This is a genomic window from Curtobacterium sp. VKM Ac-2884 (assembly GCF_015350945.1).
GTDB lineage: Bacteria > Actinomycetota > Actinomycetes > Actinomycetales > Microbacteriaceae > Curtobacterium.
In genome coordinates this window covers 441,889-458,410 of sequence record NZ_JADKSA010000002.1, presented here as the reverse complement: position 1 = coordinate 458,410, position 16,522 = coordinate 441,889, and the positions used below count along the sequence as shown (strand labels likewise).

Here is a 16,522-nt window from a genome sequence, read left to right as displayed (position 1 = left end):
GTTACGCCTCAACTCCTGCGCCGGCCGGCGCGTCCTGCGGGGCCTGCTGCGGGCGGCGGTCACCGCGGTCGCCGCCACGACGGTCGCCGCCACGGTCGCCACGCTCACCGCGCGGGCCGCCACGACGCTCGGGGCGCGACGAACGCTGGTTCGCCTGCTCGCGAGCGAGCTCCTTGTTCGTGATGTCGCCCTTGTAGATCCAGACCTTCACGCCGATGCGGCCGAACGTGGTCCGGGCCTCGTAGAAGCCGTAGTCGATGTTCGCGCGGAGGGTGTGCAGCGGCACACGGCCTTCGCGGTAGAACTCCGAACGGGACATCTCGGCGCCGCCGAGACGGCCCGACACCTGGATGCGGACACCCTTGGCGCCGGCGCGCTGTGCACCCTGCAGGCCCTTGCGCATGGCGCGACGGAACGCGACACGAGCGGAGAGCTGCTCGGCGATGCCCTGCGCGACGAGCTGAGCCTCGGTCTCGGGGTTCTTGACCTCGAGGATGTTCAGCTGGATCTGCTTCTTGGTGAGCTTCTCGAGCTCACCGCGAACGCGCTCCGCCTCGGCGCCGCGGCGGCCGATGACGATGCCCGGACGCGCCGTGTGGATGTCCACGCGGACACGGTCACGGGTGCGCTCGAGCTCGATACGGGCGACACCGGCGCGGTCGAGGGTCTTCTTCAGGTACTCGCGCACCTTGATGTCCTCGGCCACGTAGTCGGCGTAGCGCTGACCGGCCTTCTTGCTGTCGGTGAACCAGTGCGAGACGTGGTCCGTCGTGATCCCGAGACGGAAGCCGTACGGGTTGACCTTCTGGCCCATTAGTTGCTCGCCTTCTTGCTCGTCGCGGCAGCCTCGGCCTCTTCCGGCGTCGCGAGGACGACCGTGATGTGGCTGGTGCGCTTGTTGATGCGGAAGGCCCGGCCCTGGGCGCGCGGCTGGAACCGCTTCAGGGTCGTTCCCTCGTCGACGAAGACGCGGCTCACGTAGAGGTCGCGCTCGTCGAGGAAGCTGTTCGTCGAGTCAGCCTTCACCCGGGCGTTCGCGATCGCCGAGGCGACCAGCTTGTACACGGGCTCCGAAGCGCCCTGGGGGGCGAACTTCAGGATGGCGAGCGCCTCGTGGGCCTGCTTGCCGCGGATCAGCTCGATGACGCGACGGGCCTTCTGAGGCGTGACGCGGATGTGTCGCACGCGTGCGATCGACTCCACCATTTCGTTCCTCCTCTGCGTCCCCGCGTTAGCGGCGACGGCCCTTCTTGTCGTCCTTCACGTGACCACGGAAGGTGCGGGTCGGCGCGAACTCGCCGAGCTTGTGACCGACCATCGACTCGGTGACGAACACCGGGATGTGCTTGCGGCCGTCGTGCACGGCGATGGTGTGCCCGAGCATGTTCGGGACGATCATCGACCGCCGCGACCACGTACGGATCACGTTCTTGGTGTTGGCCTCGTTCTGCGTGACGACCTTGCGGAGCAGGTGCTCGTCGACGAAGGGGCCCTTCTTCAGACTGCGTGGCATCTTCTGAACTCCTACTTGCGCTTCTTGCCGGCGTTACGGCGACGGACGATGAGCTTGTCGCTCGGCTTGTTCGGCTTGCGCGTGCGACCCTCGGCCTGGCCCCAGGGGCTGACCGGGTGACGACCACCGGAGGTCTTGCCCTCGCCACCACCGTGGGGGTGGTCGACCGGGTTCATCGCGACACCACGCACGGTCGGGCGGACGCCCTTCCAGCGCATGCGGCCGGCCTTGCCCCAGTTGATGTTCGACTGCTCGGCGTTGCCGACCTCGCCGATCGTGGCGCGGCAGCGTGCGTCGACGTTGCGGACCTCGCCCGACGGCAGACGGAGCTGCGCGTAGGGGCCGTCCTTGGCGACGAGACGCACCGAGGCGCCGGCCGAGCGGGCCATCTTCGCGCCGCCACCGGGGCGGAGCTCGATGGCGTGCACGACGGTACCCACGGGGATGTTGCGCAGCGGCAGGTTGTTGCCGGGCTTGATGTCGGCGCCGGGGCCCTGCTCGATGACGTCGCCCTGCTTGAGCTTGTTCGGCGCGATGATGTACCGCTTCGTGCCGTCCACGTAGTGCAGGAGCGCGATGCGCGCAGTGCGGTTGGGGTCGTACTCGATGTGAGCGACCTTGGCGTCCACGCCGTCCTTGTCGGAGCGACGGAAGTCGATCACGCGGTACTGGCGCTTGTGGCCACCACCGATGTGACGCGTGGTGATGCGGCCGGAGCTGTTGCGACCACCGGTCTTCGGCAGCGGACGAAGCAGGGACTTCTCCGGAGTCGAACGGGTGATCTCAGCGAAGTCGGCGACCGACGAGCCGCGACGACCGGGGGTCGTCGGCTTGTAGTTACGAATAGCCATGATTTATCCCTCTGGTCCTCAGCCGACAGCCGTGAAGATGTCGATCGAACCGGACTTGAGCGTCACGATGGCGCGCTTGGTGTCCTTGCGCTTGCCGAGACCGAACTTGGTGCGACGGGTCTTGCCCGGGCGGTTCAGCGTGTTGATGCTCGCGACCTTGACCTCGAAGATCTTCTCGATGGCGAGCTTGATCTCGGTCTTGTTCGAGCGGGGGTCCACGATGAACGTGTACTTGCCCTGGTCGATGAGCGCGTAGCTCTTCTCCGAGACGACCGGCGAGATGATGACGTCGCGCGGGTCCTTGTTGAAGCCGCTCATGCGGTGATCTCCTTCGCGGTCTTCGACGCGATGAAGGCGTCGAGGGCGCTCTTGCTGAAGACGACGGCGTCCGACTTGAGGACGTCGTAGGCGTTCAGCTGGCCGTACGAGAGCGCGTGGACGTTCGGCAGGTTGCGGATCGACTTGAGCGTCAGCTCGTCGTTCGACTCGAGAACGATCAGCACGTGCTTGACGGGCGCGACCTTCTCGAGGAGCGTGCGAGCGACCTTGGTCGACGGCACGTCGGCCTCGACGAAGCCGTCGACAGCCGAGATGCGGCCACCGCGGGCGCGGTCCGAGAGCGAGCCGAGCAGCGCTGCGGCGATCATCTTCTTGGGGGTGCGCTGCGAGTAGTCGCGGGGGGTCGGTCCGTGGACGACGCCACCACCGGTGTGCTCGGGAGCACGGACGGAACCCTGACGGGCGCGGCCGGTGCCCTTCTGCTTGAACGGCTTGCGACCGGCACCGCGGACTTCGCCGCGGTTCTTGGTCTTGTGGGTGCCCTGACGCGCGGCTGCGAGCTGCGCGGTGACGACCTGGTGGATCAGCGGGACGTTGGTCTCGACGTCGAAGAGAGCTGCGGGCAGCTCGACGGTGCCGGACTTGACACCCGATGCGTCGAGGACGTCGATCGTGGTTGCGGTCGTGGTGGCCATGATCACTTACCCTTCACGGCGGTGCGGACGAAGACGGAGCGGCCACGAGCACCGGGGACGGCGCCCTTGACGAGCAGCAGACCCTTCTCGGCGTCGACGGCGTGCACCGTGAGGTTGAGGACGGTCACGCGGTCGCCACCCATACGACCGGCCATGCGCATGCCCTTGAAGACACGCGACGGGGTCGAGGAAGCACCGATCGAGCCGGGCTTGCGGTGGTTGCGGTGTGCACCGTGCGAGGCGCCGACGCCGTGGAAGCCGTGGCGCTTCATGACACCGGCGAAGCCCTTGCCCTTGGAGGTACCGACGACGTCGACCTTCTGGCCCGCCGTGAACGTGCCGTCCACGGTGAGCTCCTGGCCGAGCGTGTACTCAGCGGAGTCGTTGGTCCGGATCTCGGTGAGGGTGCGACGCGGGGTCACGCCAGCGGCCTCGAAGTGGCCGGCGGCCGGCTTGTTGACCTTGCGCGGGTCGATGGCACCGGCGGCGATCTGGATCGCCTCGTAGCCGTCGCGCTCAGCGTTGCGGATCTGGGTGACCACGTTCGGGCCGACCTCGATCACGGTGACGGGGATGAACTTGTTGTTCTCGTCCCACACCTGGGTCATCCCGAGCTTCTTGCCGAGGAGGCCCTTGACGGTCTTGGTTGAGTTCGCCATTGGTCAGCCCCCTTACAGCTTGATCTCGATGTTGACGTCTGCCGGCAGGTCGAGTCGCATGAGCGAGTCGACGGCCTTCGGCGTCGGGTCGACGATGTCGATGACCCGCTTGTGCGTGCGCTTCTCGAAGTGCTCGCGCGAGTCCTTGTACTTGTGAGGGGAACGGATCACTGCGATCACGTTCTTCTCGGTGGGGAGTGGCACCGGGCCGACCACGGTTGCACCGGCACGGGTCACCGTGTCGACGATCTTCCGGGCCGACGTGTCGATGACCTCGTGGTCATACGACTTGAGCCGGATGCGGATCTTCTGTCCCGCCATGTGTCTCTTGTCCTCTCTCTGCGCCGCGCACCCGCAGGCCGCCTGACGCCGCTCGGCTCCGCATTGCTGCAGACCGTGCTGTTTTCCTGAACCAACCGGCCGCATCCGCTGGGGATGACCGCTGTTCACCTGTCAACCGCGCGGGCGACCTTGGCCGTCCAGCGTGGGCAATCGACTTCCTCGCACTCCGGGCGCAACAGTGTCGCGTCCGTCATGACCTCGGGGAGTCGTGTTCTGCTGCCTGCGGCCCAACCCAGCCCTGCTGAACAGGGGGGTTGTGCACTGCCAGAGCAGTGATCCTGCGGACTCGCACCCGCGGGGAATTCGGAACCGGACAAGTCTCGCATGTCCCGAGCCCACGTGCAACCCGGGCGTGTCGCGATGTGCCGGGCGTGTCGACACCGGCTCGCTTCCCCGGATCCACGCGGATCGGACGGCCTGGAGGCACGGGTCGCCGCCGCAACGCGGAGCGCCCTCCGGACATGGTCCGGAGGGCGCTCGTGGAGACGTCTACTCGGCCGTCACCGGAGGAACGAACCACGGGGGGAAGACCGCCACGCGCGGCGCGTGGCCGCCGTGGTCGGCGAGCACCGCACGGACCGTCTGACGGGCCTTGTCGTTCGGGACGCCGATCACCGCGACGGACGAGAACGGCACGCTCGGCCCGGCGAGGAGCTCGAGTCCGAGCATCTCGGGGTCGGAGAAGTCCGTCCGGCGGATCAGGTTCGTCCCGGCGTCGGGGCCGACGGCGAACCGGACGTCGTCGGCGTCGGCGTCCTGGTCGGCGACGACCACCGAGTCACCGAAGGCCGAGACCGGGACGACGAGCACGACGTAGTCCACCGCACGCGTGCGCCGGGCGGCGTCGGACCACCGCTCCCCGACGGCGCCGGTGCGGAGTTCGTCCCACCGGACGGCATCCGGCGACAGGGTGAACGGCACGTGGCTCGCGATGGTGCTGCCGTCGGGCGCTTCGGCCTCGGCGCGAGCGGCCCGGGTCTCGGGGCTGCTGACGTCGACGGCGGGCTCCGCCTGGTCGGCCGCCAGGATGGCGCCGGACCCGACGATGCCGTCGAGGTTGTCGATGTGGGTCACGTGGTGCGCACGCAGCGACGCGAACACCCGAGCCTCGGGCAGGTCGGCCGACGACGACCGGAGGGACGTCGGCGAACGCAGCGACGTCCCGGGGCCGGAGGCCGGCGGGTCGACGCGCAGGTTGGTGGTGATGCGGGTCCGCCGTGGCGCCGGAGCGGCTGGGATCGCCGACTCCTCACGCTGCCGGGGCGCGCAGATGTCGCAGAGCTCGGTGGGGAAACCGTGGATGCACTCGTCAGTCACGACTGTTGTGGGTCCTTCCGTGCCGTGTGGGGTGGTCCGGCACGTCGACCAACGCTACGTCATCCAGACGCTCCCGGGGTCATTGTCGGTAGAGCAGCGCCCGGACCTCGGACTCGGCGGCGTGGACCCGGGCCGGATCGATGGTCTCGCCGTGCTCGTACGCGTCGAGCAGCCGCGGGTCGATGTAGCTCTGCCGGCACACCGTCGGGGTGTTGCCGAGCTCGTCGCTCGCGGCCTTCACGGCATGGGACACCGCACGCTTCCGCTTCGCCTGCGAGGACAACGGACCGGTCTGCGCCAGGTCGACGGCCGCGGCCACCGTGCCGTGCAGGGTGCGGAAGTCCTTCGCCGTGAAGTCGTCACCCGCGCGCTCCTTGACGTAGGCGTTGATGTCCTCGGCGGACAACGGCTCCCACTCGTCACCGCGGCGTTCACGGAACGACAGCAGTCGGGCGTTCGGCCCGCGGCGCTTCATGCCGGCGATCACGGTCGCGAGGTCGGCGTCGTGGATCGACGACGACCACTCCTGCCCGCTCTTGCCGGGGAAGTCGAGCTCGATGTCGTCACCGGAGACGTGGGCGTGTGCGCACAGCAGGGTCGACAGCCCGCGGCTCCCGTGTTCGCTGGCGTACCGCTCCGAACCGACCCGCAGCGATCCCTGGTCGAGCATCCGGAACGCGGCGGCCAGCGCTCGGCGACGATCGGGTTCCGGTCGTCGGAGGTCCTGGGTCACCCCGCGCCGTGCGACCGGCAGCGACTCCGCGAGTGCGAGCGCGCGGTCGTACTTGATCCGGTCCATCCGCTCACGCCACGACGGGTGGTACATGTACTGGCGGCGTCCGGCTCCGTCGATGCCGGTCGCGAGCACGTGCCCGTTCTCGTACGGCGAGATCCAGACGTCGTCCCACGCCGGCGGGATGACGAGGTCCTCGAGCCGCTGACGCACCGCGACATCGGTCACGGTCGCGCCGTCGGGGTCGCGGTACGAGAAGCCGCGTCCGCTCCGGACACGGTGGTAGCCACGACCGGAGGTCGTGGAACGGCGGAGACGAGTCACCCGGCCGAGCCAACTCCCCGGTGCCTGGGACGCCGCACGGGGCGGACGGGCGCCGTCGTGGCGGGCGTACCCCGGGCCTCCCGTCCGCCGCCCGCCAGGGCCGTGCGCGGCCGTCAGTGACTCGTGGGCGGTACCAGGACCTGTCGGGGAACGACAAAGCGGGGCCGAGCCCGAAGGCTCGGCCCCGCTGAGGCAGGTAACCGGAGTTACTTGACGATCTTCTCGACCGTACCGGCACCGACCGTACGACCACCCTCACGGATGGCGAAACGGAGGCCCTCTTCCATGGCGATCGGCTGGATCAGCTCGACCGTCATGGCGACGGTGTCACCGGGCATGACCATCTCGGTGCCCTCTGGCAGCGTGATGACGCCGGTGACGTCCGTGGTGCGGAAGTAGAACTGCGGGCGGTAGTTCGCGTAGAACGGGTTGTGACGCCCGCCCTCTTCCTTGGTCAGGATGTACGCGTTCGCCTGGAACTCGGTGTGCGGCGTGACCGAACCCGGCTTCACGACGACCTGGCCGCGCTCCACGTCCTCGCGCTTGAGGCCACGGATGAGCAGACCGGTGTTGTCACCGGCGACCGCCTGGTCGAGCAGCTTGCGGAACATCTCGATGCCCGTGACGGTGGTCTTCTGCGTCGCGCGGATGCCGACGATCTCGACCTCCTCGTTCAGGTTGAGCGTGCCACGCTCGACGCGACCGGTGACGACCGTGCCACGACCGGTGATCGTGAAGACGTCCTCGATCGGCATCAGGAACGGCTGGTCGGTGGCGCGCACCGGGTCCGGCACGTGCTCGTCGACCTGGGCCATGAGGTCCTGGACCGACTTGACCCACTTCTCGTCGCCCTCGAGCGCCTTGAGTGCCGAGACCTGCACGACGGGGGCGTCCTCGTCGAACTGCTGCGAGCCGAGGAGCTCGCGGACCTCGAGCTCGACGAGCTCCAGGATCTCCTCGTCGTCCACCATGTCGGACTTGTTCAGCGCGACGACGATGTAGGGGACGCCGACCTGACGAGCGAGCAGCACGTGCTCACGCGTCTGGGGCATCGGGCCGTCGGTGGCGGCGACCACGAGGATCGCGCCGTCCATCTGCGCCGCACCCGTGATCATGTTCTTCACGTAGTCGGCGTGACCGGGGGCGTCGACGTGCGCGTAGTGACGCTTCTCGGTCTGGTACTCGACGTGCGAGATGTTGATCGTGATGCCGCGCTGGCGCTCCTCGGGAGCGTTGTCGATCTGCGCGAAGTCACGGGCCTCGTTGAGGTCCGGGTACTGGTCGTGCAGAACCTTGGTGATCGCCGCCGTGAGCGTGGTCTTGCCGTGGTCGACGTGACCGATGGTTCCGATGTTGACGTGCGGCTTGGTGCGCTCGAACTTGGCCTTGGCCACTGTGGGTCCTCCTCAGGACTCGGAAGCGTCATCCCCGGCCGGCCCTGGATGGGCTCGCGACCGTTGATGCGCGGTGTGTGTCTGTACTTTACTTGGTGGCGAGGGGCCCGTCGCCGGGCACCCCCGCCTGTGGAGAGACGCTTGAGCGTCACTCCCCCGCGTTCTTCGCGATGATCTCCTCGGCGACCTTGGCCGGGACCTGGCTGTAGGTCTCGAAGGTCATCGAGTAGACCGCACGACCAGAGGTCTTCGACCGCAGGTCGCCGACGTAGCCGAACATCTCGGACAGCGGCACGCTCGCGCGGACCACCTTGACGCCCGAGGCGTCCTCCATCGAGGCGATCTGGCCACGACGGGAGTTCAGGTCACCGATGACGTCGCCCATGTACTCCTCAGGAGTACGGACCTCGACGGCCATGATCGGCTCGAGGATCGCGGGACCGGCCTTGCGGGCCGCTTCCTTGTAGGCGATGGAACCGGCGATCTTGAACGCCATCTCGGACGAGTCGACGTCGTGCGCCGCGCCGTCCTTGAGGATGGCCTTCACGCCGACGGTCGGGTAGCCCGCGAGGATGCCGACCTGCATGGCGTCCTGGATACCGGCGTCGACCGAGGGGATGTACTCGCGCGGGACACGGCCACCGGAGGTCGCGTTGACGAACTCGTAGACCTTCTCGCTCGTGACCTCCATCGGCTCGAGGGCGATCTGCACCTTCGCGAACTGGCCGGAACCACCGGTCTGCTTCTTGTGGGTGTAGTCGTACCGCTCGACGATCTTCGTGAGGGTCTCGCGGTAGGCCACCTGGGGCTTGCCGACGCTCGCCTCGACGTGGAACTCGCGCTTCATGCGGTCGACGAGGATGTCGAGGTGGAGCTCGCCCATGCCCTTGATCGTCGTCTGACCGGTCTCGGCGTTGAGCTCGACGCGGAACGTCGGGTCCTCTTCGGCGAGCTTCTGGATGGCCGTGGAGAGCTTCTCCTGGTCAGCCTTCGTGTTCGGCTCGATCGCGACCTCGATGACCGGCTCCGGGAACGTCATCGACTCGAGGACGACCTGGTTGGTCGGGTCGCACAGGGTGTCACCGGTGGTGGTGTCCTTGAGGCCGATGACCGCATAGATGTGGCCAGCGGTCACGTTGGCGACCGGGTTCTCCTTGTTGGAGTGCATCTGGAAGATCTTCCCGATGCGCTCCTTCTTGCCCTTGGTCGAGTTGATGACCTGTGCGCCGGACTCGATCGAGCCGGAGTACACGCGGACGTAGGTGAGGCGACCGAAGAAGGGGTGCACCGCGACCTTGAACGCCAGGGCCGAGAACGGCTCCGACGCGTCGGGCTTGCGGATGATCTCCTTCTCCTCGTCCTTGACGTCGTGGCCGATCATCGGCGGCACGTCGAGCGGGGACGGGAGGTAGTCGATGACGGCGTCGAGCATCGGCTGGACACCGCGGTTCTTGAACGCAGAACCGCACAGCACCGGGTAGAGCGTGCTGCTCACGGTGAGGGCGCGGATCGCGGCCTTGATCTCGTCGACCGAGAAGTCGGTGTCGCCCTCGAGGTAACGCTCCATGAGAACGTCGTCCGCCTCGGCCACGCGCTCGATGAGCTTCTCGCGGTACTCGGCGGCGCGGTCCTGCAGGTCGGCCGGGATCTCTTCGATCTCGTACTTCGCACCCATCGCGACGTCACCCTTGGCGTCGCCGCGCCAGGTGAGTGCACGCATCTGGACGAGGTCGACGACGCCTTCGAACGAGCTCTCCGAACCGATCGGCAGCTGGAGCACGAGGGGCTCAGCACCGAGGCGGTTGATGATCGTGTCGACGGTGTAGTAGAAGTCCGCGCCGAGCTTGTCCATCTTGTTGACGAAGCAGATGCGCGGGACGTTGTACTTGTCGGCCTGACGCCACACGGTCTCGGACTGGGGCTCGACGCCCTCCTTGCCGTCGAAGACGGCGACCGCACCGTCGAGGACGCGGAGCGAACGCTCCACCTCGACCGTGAAGTCCACGTGACCGGGGGTGTCGATGATGTTGATCTGGTTGTTGTCCCAGAAGCAGGTCGTCGCGGCCGACGTGATCGTGATGCCGCGCTCCTGCTCCTGCGCCATCCAGTCCATCGTGGCAGCGCCGTCGTGGACCTCACCGATCTTGTGCGTGATGCCCGTGTAGAACAGGATGCGCTCGGTCGTCGTGGTCTTGCCGGCATCGATGTGCGCCATGATGCCGATGTTGCGGACCTTGTTCAGGTCGGTGAGCACGTCCTGTGCCACAGGGTTCCTCCGGAAGAGTTGTAGGAGAGGTTGGCGGCCGTCCGGGCGCCGGGGTTCTTGACCACCGGTGCCCGGACGGTGCCGGGACTACCAGCGGTAGTGGGCGAAGGCCTTGTTCGACTCGGCCATCTTGTGCGTGTCCTCGCGGCGCTTGACCGCGGCACCGAGACCGTTCGACGCGTCGAGGATCTCGTTCATGAGACGCTCGGTCATCGTCTTCTCGCGACGGGCCTTGGCGTACGAGGTCAGCCAGCGGAGCGCGAGGGTGTTCGCGCGGTGCGGCTTGACCTCGACCGGGACCTGGTAGGTCGAGCCACCGACGCGGCGGCTGCGGACCTCGAGGGTCGGACGGACGTTGTCGAGCGCCTTCTTGAGCGTGACGACAGCATCCTGCTGGTTCTTGGCAGTGACGCCCTCGAGTGCACCGTAGACGATGCGCTCGGCGAGGCCCTTCTTGCCGTCGAGCAGGATCTTGTTGACGAGCTGGCTGACGATCGGCGCACCGTAGACCGGGTCGGCGACGACGGGACGCTTGGGGGCGGGACCCTTACGAGGCATCTAACTCAACCCTTCTTCGCGCCGTAGCGGCTACGAGCCTGCTTACGGTTCTTCACGGCCTGGGTGTCCAGGGCGCCACGGATGATCTTGTACCGCACGCCGGGGAGGTCCTTCACACGACCGCCACGGACGAGCACCATCGAGTGCTCCTGGAGGTTGTGGCCCTCACCGGGGATGTACGCCGTGACCTCGGTGCCGTTCGAGAGCTTCACACGAGCGACCTTGCGCAGTGCGGAGTTCGGCTTCTTCGGGGTGGTGGTGTAGACGCGGGTGCACACACCACGCTGCTGGGGGTTCGCCTTCAGGGCGGGCGCCTTGGTCTTGGTGACCTTCGGCGTACGACCCTTGCGAACCAGCTGCTGAATAGTAGGCAACTGTTCTCCTGGTTCTTCGCTCGTGCTCTCTGGCCGGCGCGATCCGCCGGCTTCCTCGTCCCACGCTGATGACCGCCTGACGGCGGAGGAACCTGCGGGGGGACGGAGTGGTCCGACTGGGCGATCTCGCTCGCCGGACTTTTCGGGCGCGCCCGAGGGCGCACACCCAGAAGAGACTACCCGCGTAACGGGACGAAATCAATCCGGGCCGGCACCACGCCGGACACCGTCATGAGCCGGTGTCCGAGGACCCGTTGCCGACCGCCGACCGGAAGGTCGCACCCGAGCTCGAGAACCCCGTGATGTACCCGCTCGCGTTCACGTTGAGCGGTCCGGCCGTGGCCGTCCCGGTGCCGCCGGCGCCGGCGATGTCCGCCGTGAAGGTGGCCCGGCCGAAGGTGGTGGTGGAGACGAGCCAGCCGTTCGTGGTCCAGCTGCCGACGGCGACGGTCGGCCGCGACTCGAGCGTCCACTTCTCGTTCGTGTAGGTGTACGCGGGGTTCTCGCCGTACGCGTAGAAGCTGCACCCGGCCGGCGCGGCGTCGTTCGAGGCGATGCAGCCGTCCACCCAGGCGTCCACGGCTCGCTTCGCCGCCTGCTCCCCCGCGTCCGTGAGCGTCGCGGTCATCTGCACGGGCGTCGAGGCGCTGCCACCGAACCCGCTCACGACGGCGCTGCCACCCGTGGCCTTCGTCCACTTGCCGCCGTCGTACGTGACCGCGTAGGTGCCGGGGAGGGCACGGAGGCCGACCGTGCCGTCCTTCGGGGTCTTCGTCGACGTGCCCGCGACCTGCACCGAGGCGCCGGACGGACCCCGGACGCTGACGTCGACGCTGCCGAGCTCCGGCGCCTGCAGCTCCCAGACCGGGAACACGCCCCAGTCGGTGCCGGTCTTGTCGAGCGTGAAGGTCGCCGCGACGTCACGGCCGGCCTGGCGCAGGTACGCGCGGACGGTGGCGGTGTCGCCGTCCGTGCGCGTCGCGGCCACCCGGTAGCCAGTGACCTTCGCGGTCGCCTTCGCGTACGCGGCGTCGGTGAGGAGCACGTCCGACTTCGTCCGGTCGATGCCCGCTGCGTCGAGGGCGTCGGCGACCTTGCCCGCGGTCAGGTCGTCGAGGAACGCCCGCACCGGTCGGTCGGCCGAGTGGGTGGCCGAGCCGACGGAGTACCCGACGACACCGGCGACGAGCAGCAGCACGACGGCGGTGCCGCCGGCGATGATCCCGATGAGCTGGCCTCGGCGGAGCTTCCGGCGCGGAGCGCGCGACGCGGTCGGGGCGTACTGCGCGTTCTGCGCGGTCGCTGGCGTTCCTTGCGTCCCACGGATCGACGCCACCGACGGCACGGCTCCCCAGCCGTCCTGCTGGTCCGGATCCGGCGTGTGCTGGTCGCTCATCGTTCCCCCGTTGCGTGTGCGTCGTGCCCGGGAAGACTACCGCCCGACGGTGTCGTCCCCCGCGACGGTGGTCTCCTGCCGCTGCCCGGCAGTGGGCGTCCGGTCCGTCGTCCGGGCCTGGTGCCGGGCCACGGAGATCCCGCCGATCACCGACAGGAGCGCCACCACGACGGACCCGACCACGAACGGCCCGAGTGCGTAGCCGGCCGGGAAGACGAGGAGCTCGGTCAGGTCGCGGCGGATCGCCGCGTACCCGACGGCGCCGACGCCGAGCATCACCAGGTAGGCGGTCGCGGCGGCGACCAGGCCGGTGACACCGGGGTTGCCCTCTCGCGCGCCGACCGCGGTCGCGAGGAACACCACCACGGCGGCGCCGATCACCATGGCCGGGCCGAGGTACGGGGTCGCGTCCGGCTGCGCGATCGCCTCGACGTCGGCGAGGAGCGCTTCGAACCCCGCGACGGCGACGACGAGCGCGATGAAGAGGACGGACGTCATCGTCGCGATCAACCACCGGGACATGAGGTGATCGTATCGCCGACGGGACGGTCAGCGGGTGGCTTCGGTCCGCTCCGCGTGGTCGGCGCCTTCAGCAGAGCCTGCGCTGTCCGCGCTGTCCGCGCTGTCCGCGCGCTCCACGTGCCCCTGCGCTGCGGCGACCAGGGCGAGTGCGATCGTCGCGGTGATGATCGGGACGGTCTCGGTCATCGGAGCGACCTGCGTCGTGCTGGTGGTCGGTGCGGCCTGCGTCGTGCTGGTGGTGGGCTCTGCCTGGAGGCCCGGGGCTGCGTCCGCCTCGGAGGGCTCCTCCGGCTCGTGGTCCCGCAGGGCCGGGCCGATGATCGGCAGGACGCCGGTGGTGGACGCCGGTTCGGCGTGCAGGACGGTCGCCTCGGAGGCCGCCGGCTCGCCGCGCTTCGCCGCGCGTCGAGCGCGCCCCATCTTCACCAGCACGACCACGGCGACGATCGCCCAGATGCCGTTGACGATCGTGGACGGCACCGCGTGGTGCGCGGCCACGTTGACGGCGACCGCCAGGCCACCGACGAGGTTGAAGAGCTGGTAGACCGGCCCGTTCGGGAGCTTCCCCGTGGAGAAGAGAATGTAACCAGCCAGCACGGTTACGGCGCCGAACCAACCCAGGAATTCCACGATTCCGACCAACACGCGCGACTCCGGGCACGACGGGAACGGCCGGTTCGAGCCGACCGTTCGAGAGGGAGATGAGCAGCCGCGATCACGGCGTCGTGAGCATCGTACGCACACCGACGGATGTCGTGGAAGAGGGCTCGGCGTGGCGCGTCACACCCCAGTGGGAGGGGGTCGGATCAGCCCTTCGCGGAGGCCGCGGGTGCGGCGTCCGAGAGCACGTAGACGGAACCGGAGAGCGACCATGCTTGGCTCGCCATCGGCGAGTCCCCCTCATCGGCACTCGTCGCAGCGATGCCGTTCACCAGGAACAGCCGCTCGCCGCCCTGGACGGCCTTCGTGAAGCTCAGCGCTTGGTCGTAGGAGCCCGTGACGGCAACGGTGACGGGGATGAGCACGAAGTTCGATGCGGTGATCTGGTCATCGCTGTACGGGGTGGGCGCCGCCGGCGTCGCTGCCGCCGTCGGCGTGGCACTCGAGCTCGCAGCGCTCGGGGATGCTGACGGACTCGGCGCCGCCGCTGATCCGGAGCCCTCCGGCAGGTAGGCCTTCGGCTCGCCGAAGGTGACCGAGGTCACGGTGACGCCGCTGGAAGAGGCCGCGAGATTCAGCTGGGACAACAAGGAGTCAGTCTCGGGCGCTGCAGGAACTGACGCGCGCAGCGCTGCAAGCTCTCGCTCCGTCGAGTCGAGCGACTCGGACGCTTTCTCGAGGCGGCGCAGTTCAGCGCGGTTGCCCGAGTTCGTCGCTGCGATGTCCGCTCGCTGCGACGCGTTGGTGGACGCCTGTGCGATCTGCGGCTGCGCACCGAGGAACCACCCGCCAGCGAGGACGGCGAGCGCGGCGGCGAGAGCGACGATCAGCGAGAGGCGGCTCTTGTTCACTTGGCATCGTCCTTCGTGTACTTGTCGTCGTAGGCCTTGTCGCCAAGGTGCGCTTCGATCGTCGCCGAGTACGTACCGGTGTCGGCCTCGAGCGAGACCGAGGTGATGGTCGAATCCGCGTACCCCTTGATCGTCGACAAGCGGGCAGTCCAGTCGGGGACGGACGGGATGCTCGGGCTCTCGATGGTCAGTTGCATCGTGGCGATCCGCGTTCCCTCCAACGGCACTGTCGATTGTGTGAACGCCTTCGTCACGTCTGCCGAGTCGATGGACATCGCTGTGATCGACACCCCCGCAGGGAGGACGGCCTTGAGTTGTGCGAGGGTCGCGTTCCAGTCGACCTCCGTCGACCCGCCGACTGCCTGCGCCGCCTCGAGGAGCGCTGCGTCCCGCTCCGCCTGTCGCACGTCCGAGTACCGCAGCTGCTGCTGGAGCAGCGACGTCGTCTCCGCTTGTGCACTGCGGAGGGCTTCGGCGGTCTCGAGCTGGTGCACGTACGCCACCCCCGATCCGACGACCACCACGGCGGCCGCCACCACGACGCCGAGCCAGGCCCGGCGGGCAAGCGCACGCTCTCGGCGCCCCGTGTGCACCTCGGCCGGGAGCAGGTCGACGCGCGGCTCACGGCCGACGATGGACGTCGTCGAGGCAGCCTTCTTCGGTCGACGGCCTCGGCCACGCTGTTCGCCGGTCGCGTCCGGACTGGCGACGATCGGTCTGATCTCGGTTGCAGTCATGCTGCTCGGCTCCCCACTGCCAGCCCGTAGGCGACGGCGATCGCGTCCTCGTGTACTGCGATGTCGTCGGCCGGGATCGACCGAGCGACGTCGGCTCCTGCGAATGCGGACCGGAACTCGACCGGGAGCCGCGTGTGCTCACCGAGCGCGTTCCGGAACCCGACGAGTCGGGCTCCGCCGCCGACGAGGACGATCCGTTCGACCCGCTCGCCGGGTCGGGTGTTCACGTAGTAGTTGATGGTGTTCCGCAGGCTCGCGATCAGCTCGAGTACTGAATCGCTGATGATCGCCACTGCCCGGCCGTCATCAGGCGTTCTCGCACCCTGCCCGATCCCGAGGTGACGTTTGACGGCCTCCGCCTGCGCGAACTCGATGTCGAGGTTGCCGGCGAGCGCGCGGGTCACGTCGTTGCCCCCGATGGGGATGATCCGGACGAACTGCGGAATGCCGTCGGTCGACAGGACGACGGTGGTCGTGTCCGCGCCGAGCTGCACCAGCACTGTGGTGCCCGGCAGGCCAGGGCGGCCGACGAGCACCCGGGTCAACGCGAACGGGATGAGGTCGACCCCGACGGGGTTCAGCCCGGCGAGCTGCGCCGCGTGGACGTTGGCGAGGACTGCGTCCTTGATCGCCGCGATGAGGAGCCCGTGCACGACCGGGCCGTCCTCACTCATGCCCTCTGAGGTCGGGTAGAAGTCGAGGATCGCATCACCGACCGGCACAGGGAGCATGTCCTGCACCTGGAACGGCAGGCTCTCTCGAATCTGCTCCAGGGGTGCTGCCGGCACGATGAGGTCGCGGGACAGGACACGCTGGTTCCCCATGCCCAGCACGACGTCCCGAGAGCGGAAGCGGCCGGTGGACCACAGCGAGCGCAGCGCCGCAGCCACGGTGTTCGGTTCGAGCACCTCACCGCGACTGACGGCGTCGGGCGGCGTCGGGACCTCGGCGAAACGCAACACGGTCGGCCGAGCGCGGTCTGCGTTCGCGACCTCGACCGCGCGGATCGCGGTACCCGCGATGTCGATGCCGACGATGCTCTTGCCCATGA

Annotated in this window: 20 protein-coding genes; all 20 read right to left on the bottom strand. The window is 68.4% G+C overall.

The genetic code is table 11. The features are described from left to right. Position 1: 1 nt before the first annotated feature. The 20 genes from rpsC to pilM all read right to left on the bottom strand — a co-directional run bounded on the left by rpsC (position 2) and on the right by pilM (position 16,520). The gene (rpsC, locus tag ITJ60_RS06660; RefSeq protein WP_017885527.1) at positions 2-814 is read right to left on the bottom strand and encodes a 30S ribosomal protein S3; all 813 of its coding nucleotides are present in this window, start codon (positions 812-814) and stop codon (positions 2-4) included. Then, a complete protein-coding gene (rplV, locus tag ITJ60_RS06655; RefSeq protein WP_111083466.1) occupies positions 814-1,206 on the bottom strand; it encodes a 50S ribosomal protein L22 in 393 nt (130 codons plus the stop codon). Before rplV ends, rpsC begins: the two co-directional genes overlap by 1 nt. A gap of 25 nt (positions 1,207-1,231) precedes the next feature. Continuing rightward, positions 1,232-1,513: a 30S ribosomal protein S19 gene (gene rpsS / locus ITJ60_RS06650; protein ID WP_017885529.1), complete on the bottom strand. Its 282-nt coding sequence runs from the start codon at positions 1,511-1,513 to the stop codon at positions 1,232-1,234. A gap of 11 nt (positions 1,514-1,524) precedes the next feature. Continuing rightward, positions 1,525-2,364 carry a 50S ribosomal protein L2 gene (gene rplB, locus ITJ60_RS06645; RefSeq protein WP_111083467.1) on the bottom strand — a complete coding sequence of 280 codons (840 nt, stop codon included), beginning with the start codon at positions 2,362-2,364 and terminating at the stop codon, positions 1,525-1,527. Positions 2,365-2,382: 18 nt separating this feature from the next. After that, the gene (gene rplW / locus ITJ60_RS06640; protein ID WP_111083468.1) at positions 2,383-2,682 is read right to left on the bottom strand and encodes a 50S ribosomal protein L23; all 300 of its coding nucleotides are present in this window, start codon (positions 2,680-2,682) and stop codon (positions 2,383-2,385) included. Continuing rightward, positions 2,679-3,338, bottom strand: coding sequence for a 50S ribosomal protein L4 (gene rplD, locus ITJ60_RS06635; protein WP_111083469.1), 660 nt, complete (start codon positions 3,336-3,338; stop codon positions 2,679-2,681). The genes rplW and rplD overlap by 4 nt, the downstream gene beginning before the upstream one ends. Positions 3,339-3,340: 2 nt before the next feature. Continuing rightward, positions 3,341-3,997 carry a 50S ribosomal protein L3 gene (rplC, locus tag ITJ60_RS06630; RefSeq protein WP_027466731.1) on the bottom strand — a complete coding sequence of 219 codons (657 nt, stop codon included), beginning with the start codon at positions 3,995-3,997 and terminating at the stop codon, positions 3,341-3,343. A 12-nt stretch (positions 3,998-4,009) separates the two neighbouring features. Then, entirely contained in the window at positions 4,010-4,318 is a 309-nt protein-coding gene (gene rpsJ, locus ITJ60_RS06625) for a 30S ribosomal protein S10 (protein WP_017885534.1), read from the bottom strand. 510 nt (positions 4,319-4,828) lie between these two features. Further along, entirely contained in the window at positions 4,829-5,656 is an 828-nt protein-coding gene (locus ITJ60_RS06620) for a DarT ssDNA thymidine ADP-ribosyltransferase family protein (RefSeq protein ID WP_123293140.1), read from the bottom strand. Between the two features lie 79 nt (positions 5,657-5,735). Continuing rightward, entirely contained in the window at positions 5,736-6,713 is a 978-nt protein-coding gene (locus ITJ60_RS06615) for a DNA topoisomerase IB (protein ID WP_194647369.1), read from the bottom strand. A 206-nt stretch (positions 6,714-6,919) separates the two neighbouring features. Beyond that, entirely contained in the window at positions 6,920-8,107 is a 1,188-nt protein-coding gene (tuf, locus tag ITJ60_RS06610; protein WP_111083472.1) for an elongation factor Tu, read from the bottom strand. Positions 8,108-8,255: 148 nt separating this feature from the next. Further along, positions 8,256-10,373 carry an elongation factor G gene (gene fusA, locus ITJ60_RS06605; RefSeq protein WP_111083473.1) on the bottom strand — a complete coding sequence of 706 codons (2,118 nt, stop codon included), beginning with the start codon at positions 10,371-10,373 and terminating at the stop codon, positions 8,256-8,258. Between the two features lie 87 nt (positions 10,374-10,460). Next, entirely contained in the window at positions 10,461-10,931 is a 471-nt protein-coding gene (rpsG, locus tag ITJ60_RS06600) for a 30S ribosomal protein S7 (protein WP_055950927.1), read from the bottom strand. Positions 10,932-10,936: 5 nt separating this feature from the next. Continuing rightward, positions 10,937-11,305 (bottom strand): 30S ribosomal protein S12, encoded by a 369-nt coding sequence (gene rpsL / locus ITJ60_RS06595; RefSeq protein WP_017885540.1) that lies wholly within the window; start codon positions 11,303-11,305, stop codon positions 10,937-10,939. Between the two features lie 229 nt (positions 11,306-11,534). Continuing rightward, positions 11,535-12,701, bottom strand: coding sequence for a hypothetical protein (locus tag ITJ60_RS06590; protein WP_194647368.1), 1,167 nt, complete (start codon positions 12,699-12,701; stop codon positions 11,535-11,537). 36 nt (positions 12,702-12,737) lie between these two features. Further along, complete coding sequence (locus ITJ60_RS06585; protein WP_194647367.1) at positions 12,738-13,223, bottom strand: DUF6121 family protein; 486 nt, start codon at positions 13,221-13,223, stop codon at positions 12,738-12,740. A 27-nt stretch (positions 13,224-13,250) separates the two neighbouring features. Next, complete coding sequence (locus ITJ60_RS06580) at positions 13,251-13,853, bottom strand: CBU_0592 family membrane protein (protein WP_194647366.1); 603 nt, start codon at positions 13,851-13,853, stop codon at positions 13,251-13,253. A gap of 176 nt (positions 13,854-14,029) precedes the next feature. Continuing rightward, on the bottom strand, positions 14,030-14,734 hold the full coding sequence (gene pilO / locus ITJ60_RS06575) for a type 4a pilus biogenesis protein PilO (RefSeq protein ID WP_194647365.1): 705 nt from the start codon (positions 14,732-14,734) through the stop codon (positions 14,030-14,032). Beyond that, a complete protein-coding gene (locus tag ITJ60_RS06570; RefSeq protein ID WP_194647364.1) occupies positions 14,731-15,471 on the bottom strand; it encodes a hypothetical protein in 741 nt (246 codons plus the stop codon). The genes pilO and ITJ60_RS06570 overlap by 4 nt, the downstream gene beginning before the upstream one ends. Beyond that, on the bottom strand, positions 15,468-16,520 hold the full coding sequence (gene pilM / locus ITJ60_RS06565) for a type IV pilus assembly protein PilM (RefSeq protein ID WP_194647363.1): 1,053 nt from the start codon (positions 16,518-16,520) through the stop codon (positions 15,468-15,470). Before pilM ends, ITJ60_RS06570 begins: the two co-directional genes overlap by 4 nt. Positions 16,521-16,522 lie beyond the last annotated feature (2 nt).